Source organism: Nibribacter ruber, assembly GCF_009913235.1.
Classification (GTDB): Bacteria; Bacteroidota; Bacteroidia; order Cytophagales; family Hymenobacteraceae; genus Nibribacter; species Nibribacter ruber.
Genome location: NZ_CP047897.1, coordinates 2,391,525 through 2,413,269 on the forward strand (window position 1 = coordinate 2,391,525; position 21,745 = coordinate 2,413,269).

At 51.2% G+C, this 21,745-nt stretch carries 21 protein-coding genes; 13 read left to right on the forward strand and 8 right to left on the reverse strand.

Annotated elements, in window-relative coordinates:
* Window positions 1–15 precede the first annotated feature (15 nt).
* The 3 genes from prmA to uvrA form a co-directional block, all read right to left on the reverse strand.
* Entirely contained in the window at window positions 16–849 is an 834-nt protein-coding gene (prmA, locus tag GU926_RS10010; protein WP_160691440.1) for a 50S ribosomal protein L11 methyltransferase, read from the reverse strand.
* Between the two features lie 300 nt (window positions 850–1,149).
* Window positions 1,150–1,914 carry a triose-phosphate isomerase gene (tpiA, locus tag GU926_RS10015; RefSeq protein WP_160691442.1) on the reverse strand — a complete coding sequence of 255 codons (765 nt, stop codon included), beginning with the start codon at window positions 1,912–1,914 and terminating at the stop codon, window positions 1,150–1,152.
* Window positions 1,915–2,177: 263 nt separating this feature from the next.
* Window positions 2,178–4,997, reverse strand: coding sequence for an excinuclease ABC subunit UvrA (gene uvrA / locus GU926_RS10020; protein ID WP_198001400.1), 2,820 nt, complete (start codon window positions 4,995–4,997; stop codon window positions 2,178–2,180).
* A gap of 275 nt (window positions 4,998–5,272) precedes the next feature.
* Here uvrA and GU926_RS10025 point away from each other — a divergent pair, with 275 nt between their 5' ends.
* Complete coding sequence (locus GU926_RS10025) at window positions 5,273–5,425, forward strand: 30S ribosomal protein THX (protein ID WP_160691444.1); 153 nt, start codon at window positions 5,273–5,275, stop codon at window positions 5,423–5,425.
* A 107-nt stretch (window positions 5,426–5,532) separates the two neighbouring features.
* Here the strand turns inward: GU926_RS10025 and GU926_RS10030 are convergent, their stop codons facing one another.
* Window positions 5,533–6,795 (reverse strand): MFS transporter, encoded by a 1,263-nt coding sequence (locus GU926_RS10030; RefSeq protein WP_232058289.1) that lies wholly within the window; start codon window positions 6,793–6,795, stop codon window positions 5,533–5,535.
* Window positions 6,796–6,972: 177 nt separating this feature from the next.
* Between GU926_RS10030 and GU926_RS10035 the strand changes: the two genes are divergently transcribed.
* Complete coding sequence (locus GU926_RS10035; RefSeq protein WP_160691446.1) at window positions 6,973–7,407, forward strand: hypothetical protein; 435 nt, start codon at window positions 6,973–6,975, stop codon at window positions 7,405–7,407.
* 129 nt (window positions 7,408–7,536) lie between these two features.
* Here GU926_RS10035 and GU926_RS10040 read toward each other — a convergent pair whose 3' ends face one another.
* Window positions 7,537–9,192, reverse strand: coding sequence for a peptide MFS transporter (locus tag GU926_RS10040; RefSeq protein WP_160691448.1), 1,656 nt, complete (start codon window positions 9,190–9,192; stop codon window positions 7,537–7,539).
* 205 nt (window positions 9,193–9,397) lie between these two features.
* On the opposite strand from GU926_RS10040, the gene GU926_RS10045 reads away from it, so the two are divergent.
* From GU926_RS10045 to arsB, 5 genes are all read left to right on the forward strand, one after another.
* Window positions 9,398–9,793, forward strand: coding sequence for a group III truncated hemoglobin (locus GU926_RS10045; RefSeq protein WP_160691450.1), 396 nt, complete (start codon window positions 9,398–9,400; stop codon window positions 9,791–9,793).
* A gap of 271 nt (window positions 9,794–10,064) precedes the next feature.
* A complete protein-coding gene (locus GU926_RS10050) occupies window positions 10,065–10,397 on the forward strand; it encodes an ArsR/SmtB family transcription factor (RefSeq protein ID WP_160691452.1) in 333 nt (110 codons plus the stop codon).
* Window position 10,398: 1 nt separating this feature from the next.
* Window positions 10,399–10,959 (forward strand): ArsI/CadI family heavy metal resistance metalloenzyme, encoded by a 561-nt coding sequence (locus GU926_RS10055; protein WP_160691454.1) that lies wholly within the window; start codon window positions 10,399–10,401, stop codon window positions 10,957–10,959.
* Between the two features lie 190 nt (window positions 10,960–11,149).
* Window positions 11,150–11,920 carry a metallophosphoesterase family protein gene (locus tag GU926_RS10060; protein ID WP_160691456.1) on the forward strand — a complete coding sequence of 257 codons (771 nt, stop codon included), beginning with the start codon at window positions 11,150–11,152 and terminating at the stop codon, window positions 11,918–11,920.
* A 217-nt stretch (window positions 11,921–12,137) separates the two neighbouring features.
* Window positions 12,138–13,196, forward strand: coding sequence for an ACR3 family arsenite efflux transporter (gene arsB / locus GU926_RS10065; RefSeq protein WP_160691458.1), 1,059 nt, complete (start codon window positions 12,138–12,140; stop codon window positions 13,194–13,196).
* A gap of 295 nt (window positions 13,197–13,491) precedes the next feature.
* Here arsB and GU926_RS10070 read toward each other — a convergent pair whose 3' ends face one another.
* On the reverse strand, window positions 13,492–13,884 hold the full coding sequence (locus GU926_RS10070; RefSeq protein WP_198001401.1) for a DUF202 domain-containing protein: 393 nt from the start codon (window positions 13,882–13,884) through the stop codon (window positions 13,492–13,494).
* A gap of 167 nt (window positions 13,885–14,051) precedes the next feature.
* Here GU926_RS10070 and GU926_RS10075 point away from each other — a divergent pair, with 167 nt between their 5' ends.
* The 3 genes from GU926_RS10075 (at window position 14,052) to GU926_RS10085 (ending at window position 15,771) form a co-directional block, all read left to right on the forward strand.
* Window positions 14,052–14,690, forward strand: a complete 639-nt coding sequence (locus GU926_RS10075) for a DUF6799 domain-containing protein (protein WP_160691460.1) — start codon at window positions 14,052–14,054, stop codon at window positions 14,688–14,690.
* Between the two features lie 276 nt (window positions 14,691–14,966).
* Window positions 14,967–15,566, forward strand: coding sequence for an RNA polymerase sigma factor (locus GU926_RS10080; RefSeq protein WP_160691462.1), 600 nt, complete (start codon window positions 14,967–14,969; stop codon window positions 15,564–15,566).
* On the forward strand, window positions 15,541–15,771 hold the full coding sequence (locus tag GU926_RS10085) for a hypothetical protein (RefSeq protein ID WP_160691464.1): 231 nt from the start codon (window positions 15,541–15,543) through the stop codon (window positions 15,769–15,771). The genes GU926_RS10080 and GU926_RS10085 overlap by 26 nt, the downstream gene beginning before the upstream one ends.
* Window positions 15,772–15,831: 60 nt before the next feature.
* On the opposite strand, the gene GU926_RS10090 is transcribed toward GU926_RS10085, so the two are convergent.
* On the reverse strand, window positions 15,832–16,362 hold the full coding sequence (locus GU926_RS10090; RefSeq protein WP_160691466.1) for a hypothetical protein: 531 nt from the start codon (window positions 16,360–16,362) through the stop codon (window positions 15,832–15,834).
* Window positions 16,363–16,550: 188 nt separating this feature from the next.
* Between GU926_RS10090 and nth the strand changes: the two genes are divergently transcribed.
* From nth to GU926_RS10105, 3 genes are all read left to right on the forward strand, one after another.
* Window positions 16,551–17,228: an endonuclease III gene (nth, locus tag GU926_RS10095; RefSeq protein ID WP_160691468.1), complete on the forward strand. Its 678-nt coding sequence runs from the start codon at window positions 16,551–16,553 to the stop codon at window positions 17,226–17,228.
* 348 nt (window positions 17,229–17,576) lie between these two features.
* Window positions 17,577–18,143: an RNA polymerase sigma factor gene (locus GU926_RS10100; protein WP_160691470.1), complete on the forward strand. Its 567-nt coding sequence runs from the start codon at window positions 17,577–17,579 to the stop codon at window positions 18,141–18,143.
* An 81-nt stretch (window positions 18,144–18,224) separates the two neighbouring features.
* Complete coding sequence (locus tag GU926_RS10105) at window positions 18,225–18,884, forward strand: tetratricopeptide repeat protein (protein WP_160691472.1); 660 nt, start codon at window positions 18,225–18,227, stop codon at window positions 18,882–18,884.
* Here the strand turns inward: GU926_RS10105 and GU926_RS10110 are convergent.
* Window positions 18,864–21,710 carry a CHAT domain-containing protein gene (locus GU926_RS10110; protein WP_160691474.1) on the reverse strand — a complete coding sequence of 949 codons (2,847 nt, stop codon included), beginning with the start codon at window positions 21,708–21,710 and terminating at the stop codon, window positions 18,864–18,866. The genes GU926_RS10105 and GU926_RS10110 overlap by 21 nt on opposite strands.
* Between the last annotated feature and the right edge of the window lie 35 nt (window positions 21,711–21,745).

Consider the following 21,745-nt stretch of genomic DNA (forward strand, 5'->3'; position numbering starts at 1 on the left):
GAAGGGAATTGCTGATTATTGATTCTTCCGGAAAATGGCCGAAACCCAGTTGTTCTTGCTGCGCGAAGTCTCAAACGTAAGGCCGCAGGCAGCAGCCTTTTCCTGCAACAGAGGCAGGTCTTCGGTGTAAAAACCGCTGAGTACCAGCGGTCCTTGCGGTTGGAGCAAGTTGCTGTAACCGGGCATGTCTTCCAGCAGAACGTTTCTATTGATGTTGGCCAAGATCATGTCAAAAGGGGCTTCGCCGGCCAGCACAGAGGCATCACCCAGGCGTACCTCCAGCGTTTGGCAGTGGTTGCGCTCGGCGTTCTCTTGGGCGTTCTCCACGGTCCAGTCTTCTATGTCCACGCCCAGTACCTGGCGGGCGCCCAGCTGTTCTGCCATGATGGCCAGAATGCCGGTGCCGCAGCCCATGTCTAATACGCGCTTGCCTACGTGACTGAGGGTCAATTGGTTCTCAATCATGAGGGTGGTGGTTTCATGGTGACCCGTCCCGAACGACATTTTAGGCGTGATCACCACATCATACTGCACGCCTTCTGGCTTAGGGTGGAAATCTGCGCGCACTGACACTTGGTTGGCGATGAAGAGCGGCTCAAAGTTCTTTTCCCACTCTTCGTTCCAGTTCTGCTTGGCAATGCGCTTGACCTCATACGGAAAGCTGCCCGCAAAACTGTACCGCTCCACTACCTCCTGCAAGGCCTCTTCAGAAAACTGATCCTCGGGCGCATAGGCCTGAAAACCGTTCTCGGTTTCCTGAAACGTGTCATAGCCCAATTCGCCCAATTCCGCGATGAGGATGTCTGTATAGTCTGGAGAGCTGGTAAACGTTACTTCAATATAATCCATTGGAAAGCGTGTAAAAGATAGACCGATCCCGGTCTGGTTATGATAATTAACGAAGATACAGCTTCTTCCCGTCTGTTTTTGTCTTATTTTCTGGAAAACAGTCCAAAAACGAAGCGCCCATGAGCATTTTAGTCTTCTTAAAATATCCTTATTCTAATATATTCCTCTGATGACAAAGACCGTTTTTGGCCAGTTTCCACTAAAACAGGCCAAAAACGAAACAGCCGCGCCCTACAAGAGGGAACGGCTGTTTCGTTTATTGCTTGATTCGCGACTCAAGACTCAGAACTCGCGACTCCTTTAGAAGGACTTGATGATGTCTGTGAAGTCTCTTGATTTCAAAGAAGCACCACCAATTAGACCGCCGTCCACGTCTGGCTGCGCGAACAGTTCTTTGGCGTTTCCTGGGTTGGCGCTACCGCCGTACAAGATGGTTTTGTTGAAGGCAGCTTCAGCATCAAACAGTCTAGACAGTTCTTCTCTGATGTACGCGTGCATATCCTGCGCCTGCTGGCTGCTGGCCGTGCGTCCGGTGCCAATCGCCCAGATAGGTTCATAGGCGACTACAATCTGATCGAACTCTTCGTTGCTCAAGTGCGCTACGGTGTCTCTCAATTGCTGGCCCACGTACTCAAAGTGCTTCTCAGACTCACGTACTTCCAAAGGCTCACCGCAACAGAAAATTGGCTTGATGCCTTGGCCTAAAGCGGCTTTCATTTTCTTCAACAGTAAATCGGCGTCTTCATTGTGGTACTGACGACGCTCAGAGTGGCCTACCAACACGTACTCCACACCCACCGACTGCAGCATAGAAGCAGAGACCTCGCCGGTATAGGCACCGCTCTCATGGGCGCTCACATCTTGCGCGGCCAAATGAATGCGGTCGTTGCCTTGGATCAACTTACCAATGGACTGAAGGAACGGGAACGGAGGAGTGATAATCACTTCCACATTGTCTGTGGTGACTTCATCGCGTACCATGTTCTCAATCTCGCTTACCAGCGCCAACGCGTCTTGGTAGGTCTTGTTCATTTTCCAGTTGCCGGCAACAATGTTCTTTCTCATAGTTTCTTATGTGTAAATGGAAACGCCTCATTTGACCAAAGGCGTTTTTAGGTTCTTTTCTGGAAAACAGGCCAAAAACGGCTTGCTCTCTTCAAGTGCTAAGTTAGTGATTTGGCAGGAAGTAGGATTAGTTAGCAGGCAGGATTCTTACTTAGGGATTGCCCCTACCCGCAAACAAAAAAGACCTGTTAGGTTTCAAAAACCTCACAGGTCTGAAATATTTCATTTTCGGGCTGTTTTTCAGAAAACAGCCCGACAACGGTTTAGGATAGCAACTTCGCCTTTAGGTACTTGGCAGTGTGGTTGTCTTCTAGCTTAATCATGTCTTCTGGTGTGCCCTCAAACAGCAGGTGACCACCGTTGGTACCGCCTTCGGGACCGAGGTCAATAATCCAGTCCGCGCATTTAATGATGTCCATGTTGTGCTCAATGATGAGGACGGTGTTGCCATTTTCTACCAGGGCGTTCAGGGCGGTTAAGAGCTTGCTGATGTCATGGAAGTGCAGACCCGTGCTGGGCTCATCAAAAATGAACAGGATGTTGCCGTTATGTGGGGTGGCGCCTTTGGTTAAGAAGGATGCCAGTTTCACGCGCTGAGCCTCGCCACCCGACAAGGTATTGCTGGACTGGCCCAAGCGGATATAACCCAAGCCCACGTCTTGCAAAGGCTTCAGTTTCTCCAGAATCTTAGGCTGGTCTTCAAAGAAAATCAAGCTGTCGTCAATGGTCATGTCCAGCACCTGCGAGATGTTACGCTCACGGTAGGTGATGTCCAGAATGTCTTGCTTGAACTTCTGTCCTTCGCAGGCCTCACAGGTTAGGTAGATATCAGCCATGAACTGCATCTCAATCTTCACCTGGCCTTCGCCCTGGCAGACTTCGCAACGACCGCCTTCAATGTTGAAGGAGAAATGCGATGGTTTGAATCCGCGCGCTTTGGCCAATGGCTGGTCAGCGTACATGGTCCTGATGGCATCGTAGGCTTTCACGTAAGTTACCGGGTTAGAGCGCGACGACTTTCCAATCGGGTTCTGGTCCACAAACTCCACGTGGGCCACGCGGTTCATATCTCCGGCCAGCTTGTCAAATTTACCGGTGGCATCTGCGTGCCCGCCCAAAGACTTGATAAGCGCAGGCGCCAGAATCTTTTTAATCAAAGTAGACTTACCCGAGCCACTCACACCCGTCACCACCGTCATCACATTCAGCGGAAACTTCGCGCTCACGTTTTTGAGGTTGTTTTCGCGGGCACCGTGTACTTCAATGCTGTTACGCCAAGGACGGCGTTGCGCCGGAACCGGAACCTCCATACGTCCGCTCAGGTAACGACCCGTGTAGGTATCACTCTTCAGCAAGTCCTGAAACGTGCCTTGGAACATGAGATTACCTCCGCCCGAGCCTGCCTCGGGGCCTATGTCTAGAACCTGGTCTGCTACTTCCATCATGCCTTCTTCGTGCTCCACCACAATCACGGTATTGCCCATTTCCTGCAGAGAACGCAACACGCCAATCAATTGGTCGGCATCTTTGGGGTGCAAGCCAATGCTAGGCTCATCCAAAATATACATAGAACCCACCAAGGCACTACCCAAAGAAGTGGCCAGGTTGATGCGCTGGCTCTCGCCACCAGATAAGGTGTTGGAAAGTCTATTCAAGGTAAGGTAGCCCAAGCCTACGCGCGTTAAGTAGCTCAAGCGGTTGGTCACTTCGGTGACTAGTCTATCTGCTATGGCTTGGTCATGTTCGCTTAGTTGTAAGCCTTCAAAAAACTCCAGCGTTTTGGTCACCGGCATCAAGACCAAGTCTGTAATGCTTTTGCCGTCTACCTTCACGTAGCCGGCATCTTTGCGCAGGCGTGAGCCTTTGCAGTCTGGACAAACCGTGCGACCGCGGTAACGGGACAACAACACGCGGTACTGAATCTTATGCGTCTGCCCTGAGATGTGCTTGAAGAAATCTGTCAGACCTCCGAAGTACTTATTACCTTTCCAGAGCAGTTCCTGCTGTTCCTCAGTAAGCTCATTGTAAGGTCTATGAATAGGGAAATCAAACCGAATGCCGTTTTTGACCAAAGGCTGTAGCCACTCGTTCTGCTTTTCGGTGCGCCAAGGTGCGATGGCTCCTTCAAAAACCGTGAGGCTTTTATCTGGGATGACCAGGTCTGGGTCAATGCCGAGGACGCTTCCCCAGCCTTCGCAGGTTTGGCAGGCGCCGTACGGGTTGTTGAAGGAGAAGAAATTGACGTTAGGCTCTTCAAACACCATTCCGTCCAACTCAAAACGGTTGGAGAAAACGCGCGTCTCGTCACCTATGCGTACGTGGCATTCGTCATGGCCTTCATAGAACGCCGTCTGCACCGAGTCCGCCAAGCGCATCTGCAGGCTTTCGTCTTCCTCGTCCTGTTTGATGACGGTACGGTCAATGAGTACAAAGACATCGCCCTTCGGTTCTGGTTTGTCATCGCCAATGAGTTCCTCAATAAAGAAGGCCTCTCCGTTCAGCAATACCCTGGAATAGCCTTTCTGCAAGAGCAGGTCCAGTTCTTTGCTGAGTTTGCGGTCTTTGTTCTGCTGGAGCGGGGCCAGAATCATGATGCGCGTGTCGTTGGGCAGGGTCATCAGATTGTCCACCACGCTAGACACGGTATCTTTCTTCACCTCATTGCCAGACACCGGCGAAATGGTCTTGCCAATGCGGGCGTACAACAGCTTGAGGTAATCGTAAATCTCGGTGCTTGTGCCCACGGTGGAGCGGTTGTTGCGGATGCTCACCTTCTGCTCAATGGCAATGGCTGGACTGATGCCCCTAATGTAATCCACATCGGGCTTGTCCATGCGGCCCAGGAACTGGCGGGCGTAGGAGCTCAAGCTCTCCACGTACATGCGCTGGCCTTCGGCGTAGAGGGTGTCAAACGCGAGGGAGGATTTGCCCGAGCCAGAAAGGCCCGTTACCACGATGAACTGGTTGCGCGGCAGGGCCACGCTCAGGTTCTTTAAATTATGAACGCGGGCCCGCTTGATGATGATGTTCTCACGGGCGTCTAATGCGTCTATTTCTGAGTCTTGGATGAGATCTTCTGTCATAAGAATTTATAGCCTCTCTAGAACATTAACCGCGGCAGAATAATTCTGTTTACCGGAATTTAAACAGCCTGAGACTAAACCGCAAAGGTAGACATACGCATTGGTATTTAGAAGTGATGAGCTTGGATGCGTTTTTAGCTTGTTTCAACCAAAACAGCCCAAAAACGAAAACAGAAACTTGCGCTTATTTCACAGACTTTGTAACTTTCTTACTTCCGCTCTCGGATGAGAGAACCTGTCACGTCATGTTTCACTTATAAATAAACACTACCATTATGGGAAGAGGAGATCTTAAAAGCAAAAAAGGAAAGATTAGCAAAGGATCATTTGGCAACAGCCGCCCTAAAAAAGCCAAGAACGAACTGACCAAAGCCGAAAAACTAGGCGGCAAGAAAGAAACCAAAGCTCCCGCTGCCACCGCTGAATAAGCGGCAATTTGATTTAACAAGAAAGAGCCCGATCCTTCCAAGATCGGGCTCTTCTGTTTTTGGCCTTTTTTCCAGAAAATACGCTAAAAACGGCATGGCCTTTTTTCCTAAAAACTCAATTTCCGCAATTGATCTGCCTTCCAGGCGGTGAAGCTCACAATGAGAATGGTCATGGTGCCACCAAACACCACAGACGGTACCACGCCCATCAGTTTTGCCGCCAGACCACTTTCAAAAGAGCCAATCTCATTGCTGGAGCCTACAAAAATATTGTTTACAGAAGAGACGCGGCCTTTCATGTACTCGGGCGTGAAGGTGTGAATGAGCGTGGACCGGATGATCATGGAAACGCTGTCCAGCAAACCGCTCATCATCAACAGAAAGAACGACAGCCAGAACAGGTTAGACAAGCCAAACCCAATAATGCACGCCCCAAAACCAGCCACGCACCAAAGCATTTTCTTGCCCGCGTCTTTGGTAATGGGATGGTAGGCCAAATACAGCGCCATGCCCACAGAACCAATAGCCGGCGCCGACCGCAAGGCACCCAAACCCTGCGGCCCAATCTGGAGAATATCTGAGGCGAAGACCGGCAGCAGAATCACGGCTCCACCAAACAGCACGGCAAACATGTCTAAAGCCAGGGCGCTCAAGATGATCTGGTTGCCAAACACAAACTTGAGGCCCGTCTGCAGGCTTTCCTTGATGTTGAGTTTGGGCCCCTGGCTTTCGGGGAGAGGACGGCCGGCAATGAACCCGTAAAACAGCAGAGACAACAGCACCAGCGCGGCATCTACGGAGAAGGCCATGGTCACACCGCCAAAGGCGTACAGCAACCCGCCAATGGCCGGCCCAGCCACTGAGGCCGCCTGCCAGGTAGTACTGCTCCAGGTAATGGCGTTGGCGTACAGGCGCTTGTCTTTCACCAGTTGAGGCATGAACGAGAACACCGCCGGCCCCATAAAGCCCCGGGCTATGCCGCTCAAGAAGATGATTCCGTAAATAGGCACCGTTCCCCATGTCCGCAGGAATTCGCCCACGCCCATGGTGTAGACCAGCAAGGCCAGTGAACAGAAAAGCAGCACGCTCAGCACGGTAATGATGATGCGCTTGCGCGGCACAATGTCGGCCACGTGCCCGGCGTACAAGGCCACCGTGATGGAGGGAATGGCCTCGGCTAAGCCTATCAGGCCCAGGGAGAAAGGGTCTTTGGTGATGTCATAGATCTGCCAGCCCACCACCACCGCCTGTATCTGCATGGCCAGCGTAATGCAGAAACGCGCAGAGACAAACAACCTGAATTCGGGGAGCCGCAGCACCGCGTACGGGTCATGGCGCTCAGCATTGGGCAAGGGAGAAGAAGTAGACACAGGCAAATAGGTTAGAGTGCAAAGCTACTGGTTTTTGAGGCGACTGGTTTTAATTTACCGCCCAAGGAACCAATAAATAATATAGGTGTTTGCTATATACCGCTTGCTAATATTTTTTGAGCCGAAGCAAGAGATTGCCTGTTTTGTTAGTAAGTTTACCCCCTATTCCTTTCGCCTATGTCTCCAACGTTTTTAGATGCCATTGCCTTGACGCACCGCCCAGACATGGACGTGTTGTTTTTGCGTTGGCCCCAGCCGGTCTATGCTTTCACTCCGCGGGAAGTCTACACGCAGGTATTGGAGCTTGCCCAGGAGACCAAGGTCCGCTACTGGCTTTTTGACATCAGAAGCCGGGGCCCGCTTTCTCTGGAAGACGCCCAATGGGTGAAAGAGGTCTTCTACCCTACTTTGCACGAGCAGATAAACCGGCACATTTACGTGGCCTACCTGCTTACCCCGGGCCACGCCGAAGACCCGACCACCGTAGCCCACGCCGAAGAACTTAGACAGCAGGAATGGTTTGGCCAGACGGCCTCCTTTGAAGGATTCACCTCAGAGACAGACGCCATGCTCTGGTTGAAGAAATGCCAGCTGCAAGAAGTACTAACTTAAGCCTTTCCCACGCATCATAAAAAGAAGAGGCCCTCTGGTTGCAGAGGGCCTCTTCTTTTTATGATGCGTTTTGCCTCTCCGTTTTTGGCCTGTTTTCACCAAAACAAGCCAAAAACGGAGAGGCTGGATTTATGCCTCGTCCCCGGTGGGGTTTTCCATGATCTGACGCAGCCATTTGAGCATGAACAACAGCACGGCGGCGGCGGTCACCGTCACGGCAAAGTTCACCCAGAAGAAATACTGCTTGTCATCATACGTATCCCAGAGGCTGGCCAAAATACCAGAGAGCTTGTTGCCAATAGACGTGGCCATAAACCAACCGCCCATCAACAAGGCCGTCAGGCGCGGCGGGCTCACCTTTGACACCAAAGACAAGCCCATGGGACTGAGACAGAGTTCACCAATGGTCACCACAAAATAGGTACCCACCAGCCACATGCTGCTCACCTTGTCCTGGCCGTTATCTCCGGCCCAGACGGCGCCTACCATCACCAGCGTAGACAAACCGGTAATGAACAAGCCCCAGGCCATCTTGGCCGGCGTGCTGGGCTCTTTGCCCCTTCGGCGCATGAAGCCCCAGAAAGACACTACCAGCGGCGTTAAGATGATCACGAAGAACGGGTTGATGGACTGGAAGAGCTCCGTGGATATCAAGGATAGCGGTTTGCCCTCAGAGGGCCATTCTTCCCTGGCCAGGTTGTTCACATAGGGCTCCATGCCTTCCTTGGTCACCACCTTGCCCGCAGCGTCTGTGCGGGTTCTAAAGGCGTTGTCAAAGTCTGGCACCGTTTTAATGGAGGCGTCAATGCTCTGCACCATGCCCAGGTTGGCCGCCGGTTTCTCTAAAGGCGCCGGCATGCTTCTATCCGTGTAATACTCGGCCCAGATGGTGAGCGCGGTTCCGTTTTGCTTGAACACGGCCCAGAACACAATCACCACCGCAAAGATGGAAAGCAAGGCAGCAATAGGACGCTTGTCTTCCTTAGAGGCGCGGGCCCACAAGCTCACGTAAAACAAGATGATAGGAATGGACCCGAAGATGAACGCATCTGTAGAGTCTGACCCAAACACGCTCCCCGGTATCAAAACCCAGCTCAAGATACCCACAATGGCCGCCGGAAAAATAACCGTGCCCACAATCTTAAGCAGGGACATGTCATGCGGCTGCGCCGGCTTTCTAATGTCTGCGTGCTGGTGCGTACTGTTGCCCACCCAGAAGATGATCAGGCCAATGAACATACCAATACCGGCCGCCACAAACGCGAAGCTCCAGCCATAGGTATTGCGCAGGTAGGCCGCCACAAAGTTGCAGATGAACGCGCCCACGTTAATGCCCATGTAGAAGATGTTGTAGCCGGCGTCTTTCTGCGGCAGGTACTGCTTCTCTGAGTATAAATTGCCCAACAAAGTGGAAATGTTCGCTTTAAAGAACCCGTTGCCAATGACAATGAGTGCCAGCGACAGGTAGAAGAAAGAATCGCCGGGAAGGCCCAGGCCGCAGTAACCCAAGCCCATGAGCAAGCCGCCCAGCGTAATGGAAAGGCGGTAGCCCAGCAATCTGTCTGCCAGCAAGCCCCCAATGAACGGCGTTAGGAACACCAGCGCAATGAAGGTGCCGTAAATGTCTGAGGCCTGGTCTTTGGGCATTCCCATACCGCCGCTCTGGGCGTCTGTCATGTACAGGAAGAAGATACCAATCATGAGGTAATAGCCGAAGCGTTCCCACATTTCTGCCAGGAAAAGGAAGTACAGCCCCTTGGGGTGTTTAGCCGTGGATTGAGACATGCTGTGTTGTTTGCTGTGGAATAAGCTTTGAAAATAGGTATTTCTACGCACCTAGCCAACTACCCCAATGCCCAAGCCGCCGTTTTTGACCTGATTTCCAGAAAACAAGCAAAAAACGAGGCAAGGTGATGAAAGTCATTTCAGGGACGGGCACGTTTCAGTAACCTTGCATTGTTGTAGAGGCAGAGAAGATTTTCAGAAGACAATGACCGCGTTCCCCAAACCAGACATCACCACAGAAGAAGACATCAAACACCTGGTGGATACTTTCTATGACCACGTTAACCTGGACGAGTTGCTGGGACCCGTCTTCAATGACTTCGCCCAGGTAGACTGGGACCATCACCTGCCCACCATGTACAAATTCTGGAGCACCGTCTTGTTCGGGTCCATGGCGTACAAGGGGCAGCCGTTTCCCAAGCACCTGGCCATGCCCATTGAACGCCCCCATTTCACCCGCTGGATTCATTTGTTTACCCAGACCGTAGATGAACTCTTCTCAGGCGAGATGGCAGACCAGGCCAAACAAAAGGCAGCCAGCATTGCTAACATCTTTCAGATGAAGATGGGGCTTTTTTCATCGCCGCTGGTAAAACCGTAAGGGTTCGTTGGTCGTTATTCGAGATTGTTGATTGTCAATTGTTGATTGTTAGGAAAGTGAGTGATTCAGGTTTGCTGCTGCCTAAACTAATAAAGTAGATCACAGCCAAAGCTTTTGTTTACTGTTGGCTGTTCACTTTTTACTGCTTCCTGATTACTGTTTGTTGTATTTGCTTAATTTTCATAGAGACGCCTGACGGAGATTTTTTTTCTGTCAGGCGTTTCAATTTCTAAAACCAATCGTATATTTACGATATAAAATAAGCAGACCCATGGCCTATCACAAAAAAGAAGCCTTTGACCAGGAGAGCGTAGAGCTGGCCAACATTGCCAAGGCGCTCAGCCATCCGGCCCGCATTGCCATCCTTCGGCTGCTGGCCCAGCGCAAAAGCTGCATCTGCGGTGATCTGGTCGTTGAACTACCCTTAAGCCAGAGCACCGTCTCGCAGCACTTGAAAGAGTTGAAACAGGCCGGCTTGATTAAGGGAGACATTGACGGCCCTAGGGTCTGCTACTGCCTCAACGGCCCCCAATGGCAAGTGGCCCGCGCGTTTTTTGAGAAGTTCTTTACTGATGTAGATGCTTGTACCCCAAACTGTTGCTAACATGAACACTACCGCCGTTTTCCCCAGAATGCACGTGAGCTATTACGTGTCTGATATCACAAAAACCGTGGCCTTTTATAATGCCTTCTTCGGGCAGGAGCCGGCCAAACAAAAGCCCGACTACGCCAAGTATGTGCTAGATTCTCCAAGCCTGATCATCTCCTTCGTGCAGAACCCAGAGCGCGTGCAGGCAAACTTCGGGCATCTGGGCTTTCAGGTGGAGACCGTAGACCAACTGCACCAGCGCCTGGAGGCTATTAAGGCCAACGGCTTGCCCATCCTGGAAGAAATTGGCACCAACTGCTGCTATGCCATGCAAGACAAATTCTGGGTAACAGACCCAGACGGCGTACAGTGGGAGGTCTACTACTTTCACGCAGACGCCGAGTTCAACGACCCGCATTACCAAACCCAGGAGGCCAGCGCCTGCTGCATGCCGCCGGCCCAGGCAGACATTTCCTTCGCGGCAGAAGAGCCCGCCAAGCCGTTTGTCTCCCTTTCCTCCCTAGGCATTAGCGCCCAGGAAGGCGAAACCTGCACGCCCGGCAGTGGCTGCTGCTAGGTTTAATGAGTGATTGAATGAATGGGAGATGCGGTGTTTACGCGTACTTGTGCTCCATGCAGACGTGGTTCCTTCTTATCCCAGATTCCTCAATTACCGTTTTGGGCTGTTTTCTGGAAAACAGCCCAAAACGGTTAATTCGCTTCCTATTTGCATTGCTTTATCGGCTTTGCTCCTGAAAAAATAAGATATGAAAATAGCTTTCTTCTCAGACGTACACGCAAATTTACCGGCCCTGCAAGCCGTCCTAGCTGACATTGACGCCCAGAACCCAGACGTCATTTATTGCCTAGGTGATTTGGTGGGCTACGCTACCCAGCCCAATGAAGTAGTGGACCTCATCAAAGCCCGCAAGATTCCTACCATTGCCGGAAACTATGACGAAGGCATTGGCCTGGCCAACGGCGACTGTGGCTGTGCCTACAAAACAGACGGAGACAAAGACCTGGGCGCCCAGTCCATTGCCTACACAGATGCGGCCATCAGCCCAGAGAACCGCTCCTTTTTGCGCATGCTGCCCCGCCACATCAGGCTGGAGTTTCAGAATCCGGCGCTGAACCTGATGTTGGTGCACGGTAGTCCGCGCAAGATTAATGAGTACCTGTTTGAAGACCGGCCAGAAGAAAGTCTGCTGAGAATTCTGAGGGACGCCCAAACAGACGTGCTGCTCTTCGGGCACACGCACCAGCCCTACCACCGCGCATTGGCTTATGCCCACAATGGCCAGACGCGCTATGGCCATGCCATTAATATTGGATCGGTGGGCAAGCCCAAAGACGGAAACCCGAAGGCCGGCTACATGCTCCTGCACCTACACGAGCACACCAGTCTTAGCCAGCCAGACAGCTTACAGGTAGAATTCCGCCGCGCGGCCTATGACGTAGAACGTGCCGCTCAAGCCATTGAAGCCAGCCCCCTCCCCAATGAATTCGCGCAAATGCTCAGAACCGGAGGCAAGTAAATTTGGAGATGTGAAGATTTGGGAGATGTGAAAATTTGGAAATGAGCGGATGATCTATATTGGTACTTCCTACTTTCTTGCGCTATAGCTTTCCACCTTCATATTCCTAATCCCTGATTCTGATTATTTCCTAATCTTCTACTCCCAAAACCACCCCCATTTTCACATCTTCAAATCTGCACATCTCCAAATTTTCACATCTTCACATTCAAAAACCATGTCTCCTCGTCTTTCCTTTTTAGACCGCCATCTTACCCTTTGGATTTTTCTGGCCATGGCCGTGGGGGTGGGAATTGGATATTTCTTTCCTTCGGCACCGGGCTTGTTGAACCACTTCCAGAGCGGAAGCACCAATTGGCTCATTGCAGCAGGGCTTATTTTAATGATGTATCCGCCGCTGGCCAAGGTGCGGTATGAGCAGTTGGGACGGGTGTTCAGAGACGTGAAGATTTTACTGCTGTCTTTGGTGCAGAACTGGCTCTTGGGGCCTTTGCTCATGTTCTTGCTGGCCATTGCGCTGCTACCAGACAAGCCCGAGTTCATGGTAGGTTTGATTCTGATTGGCCTGGCCCGCTGCATTGCCATGGTGCTGGTCTGGAATGACCTGGCCAAAGGCGATCCAGATTACGTGGCCGGGCTGGTGGCGTTCAACAGCATTTTCCAGATCCTGTTTTACAGTGCCTACGCTTACTTGTTTATCACGGTGCTGCCGCCGCTTTTCGGGTTGGAGGGAAGTCTGGTGAACATTAGCATAGGTGAGGTGGCGCAGAGCGTCTTAGTGTACCTGGGCATACCCTTTGCCGCCGGCGCTTTGACCCGGTTCATTCTATTGCCACTCAAAGGCAAAGAATGGTATGAGCAGAAGTTCATTCCGGCCATAAGTCCCCTTACGCTGGTTTCATTGCTGTTTACCATTGTGGTCATGTTCAGCCTGAAGGGCGATTTGATGGTGCACCTTCCTCTGGATGTGCTGCGGGTGGCCATTCCTTTGTTCATCTACTTTATTATCATGTTTTTTCTGGCCTTCTGGATGGGTCGCAAGGCCGGTGCCAACTATGAGAAGACCGTGTCTCTGGCTTTTACGGCTGCCAGCAACAACTTTGAGCTGGGCATTGCCGTGGCCATTGCCGTTTTTGGCATTGAGTCTGGCGTGGCCTTCGCTACGGTCATTGGCCCGCTGGTAGAGGTGCCTGTACTCATAAGCCTGGTCAACGTAGCACTGCGCCGGAAAAACGAATTCGCGCCGCAAGCCCAGGAAACTTCTGACCCGGTTTAATAAGCCCTGCCCTTGTTTTTAGGCTGTTTTCTGGAAAACAGGCCAAAAACGGTTGGCAACAGACGTGGTATTCAAGCAAAGAGCGGGCACCTTTTCAGGCGTCCGCTCTTTGTAATACAATTTGGTTGTCATGGGGGAAGAAAGCGGCTAGGCTGCTTTTCACTGGTCCGTCAATATGTACACGAGTTACTTAAAAAAAAGGGAAATGGGCGGCTTGTCCTTTCAACATCACAATCTCCACAACACCGCGCCATTTCCTACTGTCTGGGCAAGTGAACAGGCCAGCGCCTATTCCTTACGCCTTATGTTTCTTTTCCTGCGCTTTTTCAGCTTTTAAGAGGGCCAGCATCTGTTTGGCCGGCACATAAGCCTCGCGCTTGCGCTTGATGAACGCGCGCTTTTTCACAAACTTCAGGTAGCCTTTGTACCCAATGTACAGGCCCGTTGGAATAAGAATGCACGCCAGCCACACAGAAATCTCAGACTTGAAGAACTGGTGCAGCGAGAACCCGGCAATGATCAGGGACAGGGCCGTGCGCAGGTACGCCAGGAAGGTGCGCTCGTTGGCGAAGGAAGTCCGCTCAATGGCTAGAGCATCTTTGATCTCTCCATTTGCCTTCTCCTTTATCTTGAGGTCCCTTCTTACCTCATCCATCATCTCTGGGCTCATGTAAGCGTCATATTCCATAATACCTTTGTATACGCTTGATTTTTTGCTTAGATACAGATACTCATGGAATTACATGGTATTTTTAATATACTTTTGCTATTATTTTTCTGACCCCGTAGTAATATTGTAATTTGGGCCGTATGGCAAAGAAAATACGGTAGCAGAAAGTACGTAAACCACTCACTATGAAAGCTGTTTTTTACCTGTTGGCGCTGCTTTTGGCCGCTGTCTCCTTAAGCCCGGCCACGGCGCTGGCGCAGGATTCCTCCACGCCGCAAGACACGGTGCTCACCCGCCAGAACATCAAAGACAACACCATCTTCTGGAACCAGAACCGCCTGGTGCGCCACAATAAAGGGGAACTGGAGCCTTTAGATACCCCAGCCAAGTACCCCAACGGCACCACCGTCTCGCCAGAAGGAAAGGTACGCCTGCCCAACGGCAGAACCATCACCTTGCAGCTTAAGCAGGCTGTGAACCCGCAGGGCAAGATTGTGCTGGCCGCAGATGACCTGTTCACCTACACGGCCATACAGGAGCAGGAACGCCAGGTGGCCGGCGACACCGAAACCAGGATTGTGGTCATCAACGGCCAAATCTCGTCCATCAAACAATCTGGCAAAGTCACAGCGTCTAATATTGGTTTGCAAAAGCAGGTAGAGCTCACCCAGCAGCTGGTGTCTTTGCTGGAGCAGCGCTCCCAACTACTGGAGGCCGCCATGGCTCCCGCAGACAAGGAGAAGGCCGCCAGCCAGACCAGATACTTAACCAATCGCATTGCCGCCGTAGAGAGGGACCTCAAGCAAAACGCCGGTAATCAATAATTTCAAGGCTGCTTTCTCTCAGGGAGTTGCCGCAACGGCCGGTTTGTTTTTAGGGCGTGCGGTTTAAACCTTTTGCATGAATTTCCATCTTACTTCTGTTTTTCGGCTATTTTTGAGGAATTAGCCGAAAAACAGATTTTTTTTTGAATAAAAGAAAAGCACCCGTTGCATAATCATAGGAGACTGTTTATATTTGATATATAAGTTATTCCTTTCAATTCACGCTAACCTCACAATATGGCCTAGACCTCTACGTTACCTTACATGTAGATTTAGATGAATACAGTACAGCTCAACGATTCGGCGCTAGTAACGTCGTATATCGGTGGTAACGAGAGTGCGTTCGAGGAATTGGTGAACCGTCATAAAAGCAAGGTGTTCACCACCATTCTGCTTATTGTAAAAGATACCTATACAGCCGAAGACCTTTTGCAGGAAACGTTTGTAAAGGCCATTCACACCATGAAGAGTGGTCGTTACAATGAGGAAGGCAAATTTTCATCCTGGATCTGCCGTATCGCCCATAACATGGCCATTGACTATTTCCGGAAGGAGAAGCGGAGCCCTATGATCACCCTGGAAGACGGCAGCAACGTGTTTAACACATTGAGCTTCTCTGAGGAGTCTGTGGAGACGGTCCGCATCAAAGAGGAAACCCATGCCCGGTTAAGAGAGCTGATTCAGCTGTTGCCGCCGGCCCAGAAAGAGGTGCTCATCATGCGCCACTACGCTGACATGAGTTTTCAGGAGATTGCAGAGGCTACCGGGGTTAGCATTAACACGGCTTTGGGCAGAATGAGATACGCATTAATCAATTTGCGGAAAAAAATGTCCCTTGATAAAACAGCCTATGATCAAAACCTTTACTCAAAATGATCTAGTACAGTATCTTTATAACGAGTTGCCCACGCGGCAGCGCCTTTTGCTGGAAGACGCCATGATGGCCGACCAGGACCTGGCCGAAGACTGTGCAGATTTGCTTCTGGCCCACGCACGCCTACAAGAAGCCTACGCCCAGCCGAGTGACCGGGTCACCAACGCCATCATGCAGTACTCCAAAAGCCTGAGTTTGCATCCTTAACTGAAAAGCATTTTTACCAGACAGGCCCCGTCTATGAAAGTAGACGGGGCCTGTCTGTTTTTAGTCTGTTCTGGTGATGGATTTGCCGTTGGAATATAACAATTGAATAAGCCCGTACTCGCGGTTCCAAAACACGGTGGCAGAATCCTTTTTGTACCCACCACTTGTAGGATAAGCCGTGAAAGTATAGACGTTCTGGTAGGTCTGCCCATTGATGACCGTTGGAACAGGAGAGGCCACTTCTTCTTCAGGCGTTAAGTCCCTCCAGAAATTATTTACCATTAGTGAAAAGCCATAGCCGCTTGTTAGGCTACCGGCCTCCAGGCTCACATCTAGAGAAATACCTTGTCCTGAAGAATACCTTACCTCATATTGTTCCAAAAACTCTCGTCCACCCCAAAGACTCCAGTAGGTCACATCTACCATCTCTCTTCTATACACAAGCTGGGGCACAGTCTGTACCTGACCTAGCGTGTCTAAGAATTTTAAGGTTTGGCCCTGACTGTAGCTCACAAAGTCCAGTTCTTTCTCTGAGAAACGGTAGTATTTGTCTTTCTTGGTGCAGCCCGCCACACTTCCCAAGAATAGCATAGTCCCTAATAGCCTAGTAAAAATCTTCCTCATTATATATGCCTGCTATGTTCACCTTTCCCCAAGGTAGTTATTCTTGACGCCAGCCCGTAAAAAAAATGTAAAAAGCAGGCTGGGATTGCGTTCTACTCTAAGTGGCAACAGAGCTTCTTTTTTTATAATTTGCAGGATTAGAACCTCTTTCACCTATGCGCAAGCCAGAACGGTACCGTCACCTTATCTCTTATTTTACAGAGCACTTTCCAGAGCCTGAGACCGAGTTGGACTACCGCACGCCCTATGAGCTGCTCATTGCCGTGGTCTTGAGCGCCCAGTGCACAGACAAGCGCGTGAACCTGGTGACGCCTGCCCTATTTGAGGCCTACCCTACCGCAGAGGTGTTGGCAACTGCCAGTTCTGAGGATATTTTCCCCTATATCAAGAGCATCTCCTACCCTAACAACAAGGCCAAGCATCTGGCGGGGCTGGGCAAGATGCTGGTAGAGCGTTTTGGCGGCGAGGTGCCCAGTACCATAGAAGAACTGCAGCAACTGCCCGGCGTAGGCCGCAAAACCGCCAATGTGATTTCATCGGTTATTTTCAACATGCCGGCCATGGCCGTAGACACGCACGTGTTCAGGGTCTCCAAGCGTCTGGGCTTGGTCAGTGCCACGGCTAAAACCCCGCTGGAGGTAGAAAAGGAGCTCTTACAATACATCCCGCTGGACCTGGTGCCCAAGGCCCACCACTGGCTCATTTTGCACGGCCGCTACATCTGCCTGGCCCGTACTCCCCAGTGCGAGCGGTGCCCCCTCACCCACTTCTGTGCCTACTTCCAGAAAAACTGGCCCAACAAGCCAGACGATCCCCAGAACAAGCTCGGTTAACCGCCGCGTTTTTGGCCTGTTTTCTGGAAAACTGCCCAAAAACGACACTTTCATGAAAAAGGTTATCCACTATAACCAGTCTCCAAGGCAGCCAAACACCTTAAGTCCTTCAGCACTACGTACTAAGAAGTTAAACACACAAGAGTAGAATTACAGAAAATAAGTATTTATTACCAGTAAATCGAGTTTAATACGTAGTGGCGCTACTTTAATATTTCGTAAACTAGCAGTTGGAAACTCTGTCTCTTTTTCTTCTCCTCTAACTGCCTGCCTTGTCCTGTGCAAAGCCTGAGTAGACGCTAGAAACACAGGCACCGCATATATATACCATATTTAATACAATAGGCTTTGATACGAGGGGAAGATAAAGTTCTGAGCAGGCTGAGGGCCGGCGATGAGACTTGTTTACGGGAGCTGTACCAGCAACACCGAGATGATTTTGTGCACTGGGCCTGCCGGCAGTACCAGTTGGAGCAAGAAGAGGCCAAGGATATCTTTCAGGTGACCATGGTGGCCTTCTATGAAAACGCCGCCTCTGGCAAATTAACCCATCTTTCCTGTGAGTTGAAGACCTACCTTTTTGCGGTAGCCAAAAACCACATCCATAATTTTTTAAGAAATAAGGCGTCTGCCACTAACTTTGTTGATGTTTCTGACATTAAGATAGAAGACAACACGCTAGAAGAAGAAGAGGCACAGGCTCACCAGAAGACACTGGTACACCAAGCCATTGCCCAATTACCGCCAGACAACAGGCGGGTGCTGGAACTCTACTACTTCCATGACTATGACATGGCGTCTATTGCCCGCGAGATGGGGTACAAGAACGAGAATGTGGCCAAGGTAAAGAAATTGCAATGCCTGCGTAAGTTGTCCGTTATCTTAAGAGAAAAAGTTGAACAGTTAAACATTTAGGCGCTGTGTTAGGCGTCTGCTCAGGCATTGTTAGAAGAAGAAGCAACCCAACAGGCTTTTGAAGCATACCGCAGACAAGAAATGTCTGCCCCAGAGAGACAGGCGTTTGAAACAGCCCTGACCCGCGACCCTGCCTTGCGCCTGCTGTATGAGCAGTACTTGACTTTGGTAGAGGGCATAAAGGAAAGCAAGCGCCAGGAGCTTAACTACAAGCTGGAGGCCTGGGATGCCCAGATGCCCCCAGTGGCACAGAGAAAGATGCCCCTCTGGAAGATTGCTGCCAGCATTGTGCTGCTAATCACACTGTCTGTCACGCTCTTCCTGTACAAGACAGCCCACACGCAAGAACTCACCGCCCACACGTATGTTGAAGAACCGGGCCTGCCCGTATTAATGGGCGCTTCACAGGCTTGGGCACCGGCTATGAACGCCTACAGGTCCAACCAGTTTGAGAAGGCTTTGCATGAGATTCCCGCGCAAGCCGGCGAAGACACCACCGCGTTCTTCAAGGGTATTCTCTACCTAAAACTCCAACAACCCGCCGCTGCGTTAGCCAAGTTCACTGACATGGCCCTTACTACTTCTGCCTATTCAGAAAAAGCGGCCTATTACCGTGCCTACGCGCTTTGGCAGTCAGACCAAAAGAAGGAGGCTAAAGCGGTATTCCAGGAGATTGCTCAGCAGCCAGGGCACGTGTTCCAGAAAGAGGCAAGGCAGGTGTTAGCGTCTGGTTCTCTGTAGAAAGACCTGGCGTGCCCCAAACAAGAGCAACAACAGCAGATAAGCCGCCAGCGCGAGTTTCAGCCATTTACCTAGCTCAAAAGAAGTTTCAAATGCTTGTTCCTGCCCATTGAGTACCAGCCCTGCCCAGTAGAATGGGTGGGCCTCTTCTGCGGTGCGCACTTGGGTGATATATCTGCGCTTGGCGTCTGACAGCGCAATGGACTTGTCTTCGCCGGATAAAATACCTTCATAGAATCCTTTCAAGAGTGCTGCGGTGCTGCGGTCATCTACCTTCCAGAGAGTGGCTACGGTGCTTTGGGCACCAATGAACTTAAAACTCCAGCTCAGGCTGTGCACCTTGGCCCGGTTCCTATGCGCAGACACGCCCAGTTCGGTCTCGCAGGCGCTTAGAATTGCCAAAGCCGGACGCAGGTTCAATTGCAGCAACTCCTCCAAATACAAAGCCCCGTCTTCCCCGCCGCCTTTGGCCAACTGAAACTTTGACAATGCCGGATCTTCTGCGTTTGCCTCTGCGTGCGTGGCCAGGTGTAAAATAGAATATTTATGGGCGTGTTGCTTAAAAAAGGCCTCGGTGGCTCTGCTGTCTACCAAATAAGTGCCGGGGGTACGTTGTTGCAGAAAATCTAGCAAAGAAGCCGTGAACGGCAGCTGCAAGAAAGAAGCACCCTTACCTGACAGGGCATAGGGCGCCAGGGCGAGGATGGAAGGCCGTTGCGGCAGTTTGCTGAAGGCCCGTCCCTTCCGGAGCACGTACCAATATGCCGAAGAATGCCCGTAACTGATATCATATTGCTGCAACAGATACGGATACTCCCTGAAATTGAAATGGCCCACGGGCTTGGTGAGCAAAGCGCCAAACGGAATCCGCCAGTACTCGCTGTCTGGCAGCACAATCAGCTTTTTGATTTGCCCAGGCAGGTGACGTAGTATTGGGGCCGCTACTTTTGCATACACCTGGTAGGCAGATTGACGGTAAGGCTCATTCTGCCGCAGCGCCAACGCTTGGTGCAACGCCGGAATGGTCGTCAACAAAGTGCTATCCATGTCTGCCAACTTCAGGAAAGTCACCTTCTCTTTGGTAATGACAAAGGCGAAGAGCTTGTTCCTCTGCGGAGTGATTCCCCGGTCAAAATGTACCAGTTCCAGCAAAGCTTCTTCGCCTGAAAGCTCTTTTTGCAGTTGTTGCAGCGTGGGGATGTTTTGTCCTTTGGGTATGGTTAACATTGATGGCCCTTTGCCGCGTTGGACCTCTAACTGAGCCTTGGTATTCTGCCATTGGACTTCCACTCCTTTAAAAGTGGAGGCCTGCCCCAGCTCGGGGTACAGATCCAGCAGGGCTTTCTTCTCTTCCAGTTCTTTCCAGCGCTCCTCTAACTGCTGTGACGCAATTTCAGAAGCTGACTTTCCTCCCTCCACCGGGCCATTCTGGTACTTTACTTCATTGTGGAGCAGGCTGTAGCTTTTAAACCGGTTGGTAATGTCCAGGGCTTGCTGCAGATAGCGCTCCTGGCCGGTAGTCTCATAAAGCAAATAACTGGAATTGATGCCCCAGCCATACCCTTCAGACGCTCCTTCATAGTCAATGTTGGCGGTGCTGCCGGCTAATGAGGTGGCCTCGCGCTTCGCTTCTTCCAGAAAGGAAATGTACTGCACCACGTGCTGATGGTAGGAGTTTAGATAGGCCGGGTTCTTATTCGCCTCATAGAGTTTAAGGAGAGACTTGATTTTCCCGGTCAGTAGCAAAAGGTATTCTCGTTGTGGAATGCCTCTGGGCACGATTGGTACCTGCAGCGCGTCTTTGATGTGCTCACGGGGCATAAGCCGGCGCATACCCTGCGTGTACAACTCTAGGCTGTTGTGCCAATCGTCTTTTAATTGCAACAGAATAGCCTTTGTCACCAGCGTAAGCGTAGCGCTGCCCGGGTGCACCTTGTTCTTCTCAAACAGAGCAATGGCCTTGTCATAGTTGGCATTTGCCGAGGCAAAATAGCTATCTGCTCCCTTCTGAAGCGCCGGTGCCAAATCATTCCGGAAGCCATACAGGTTGTTATACGAGTTGCCTATGTTGTGGTAGACCATGGCTGTGGAGGCCTTCTGGTTGCCCCTTCTGCTTTTCTCGGCTAAGAGGGCGCTGTCATAATAAGCCAGGGCGGCGTGCAGGTTGCTGGCATGGTGCTTTCCTTCTAACGTATAGCCCGCTTTCTGGTAAGCTTCCTCATGAATGGCATAGCCCAGAATATTATAATACACCAAGGCTTCTTTATGTTGCAGATGCTGGGGCTGGTGCCTTAGAATTTGTACGGCTTTGAGGGCATACGAGACCGCCAAACCAGCTTCCCCGATGAAGAAGCGACCCAGTTGGCGGTAGGTTCTGGCCGTTTGCATATGCGCCGGGCCGTACAATTCCAAGGCCAGTTGGTTGGCCTTCTTCCAGTAGGCTAAGGCAGGATCAGCTACCAGACGCTTGTAATACAACTCGCCCATGAGGTCATACCATTCCAGCATCTGGGGACTTTTCTCCCCAAACCGGCGCTGGATTACCTTCTGGGTGGCACTCAATAGTTCCTGGGCAGCTTCGGGCGCATTCAATCTGATTAGGCAGGAAGCCAGGCCATGTTTCACGGCAATCCATTGGACAGAATCTGAGGGAGAAAGAAGGGTCATCGCCTTCTCATAGGTAAGATAGGCGGGCACGTATTGCATAGTGAGCCGGTCTTCCTCTGCGGCGGCCAACAGTTGCTGTACCTGGCTCACCGGACGCTTAACAGCCTGAGCATTTGTCTGATAGGCAGTCAGGGCAAGAAACAGTCCTACAAGAAACATAATCCGCTGGACGGGGAACACGCAAAAGGGGAAGG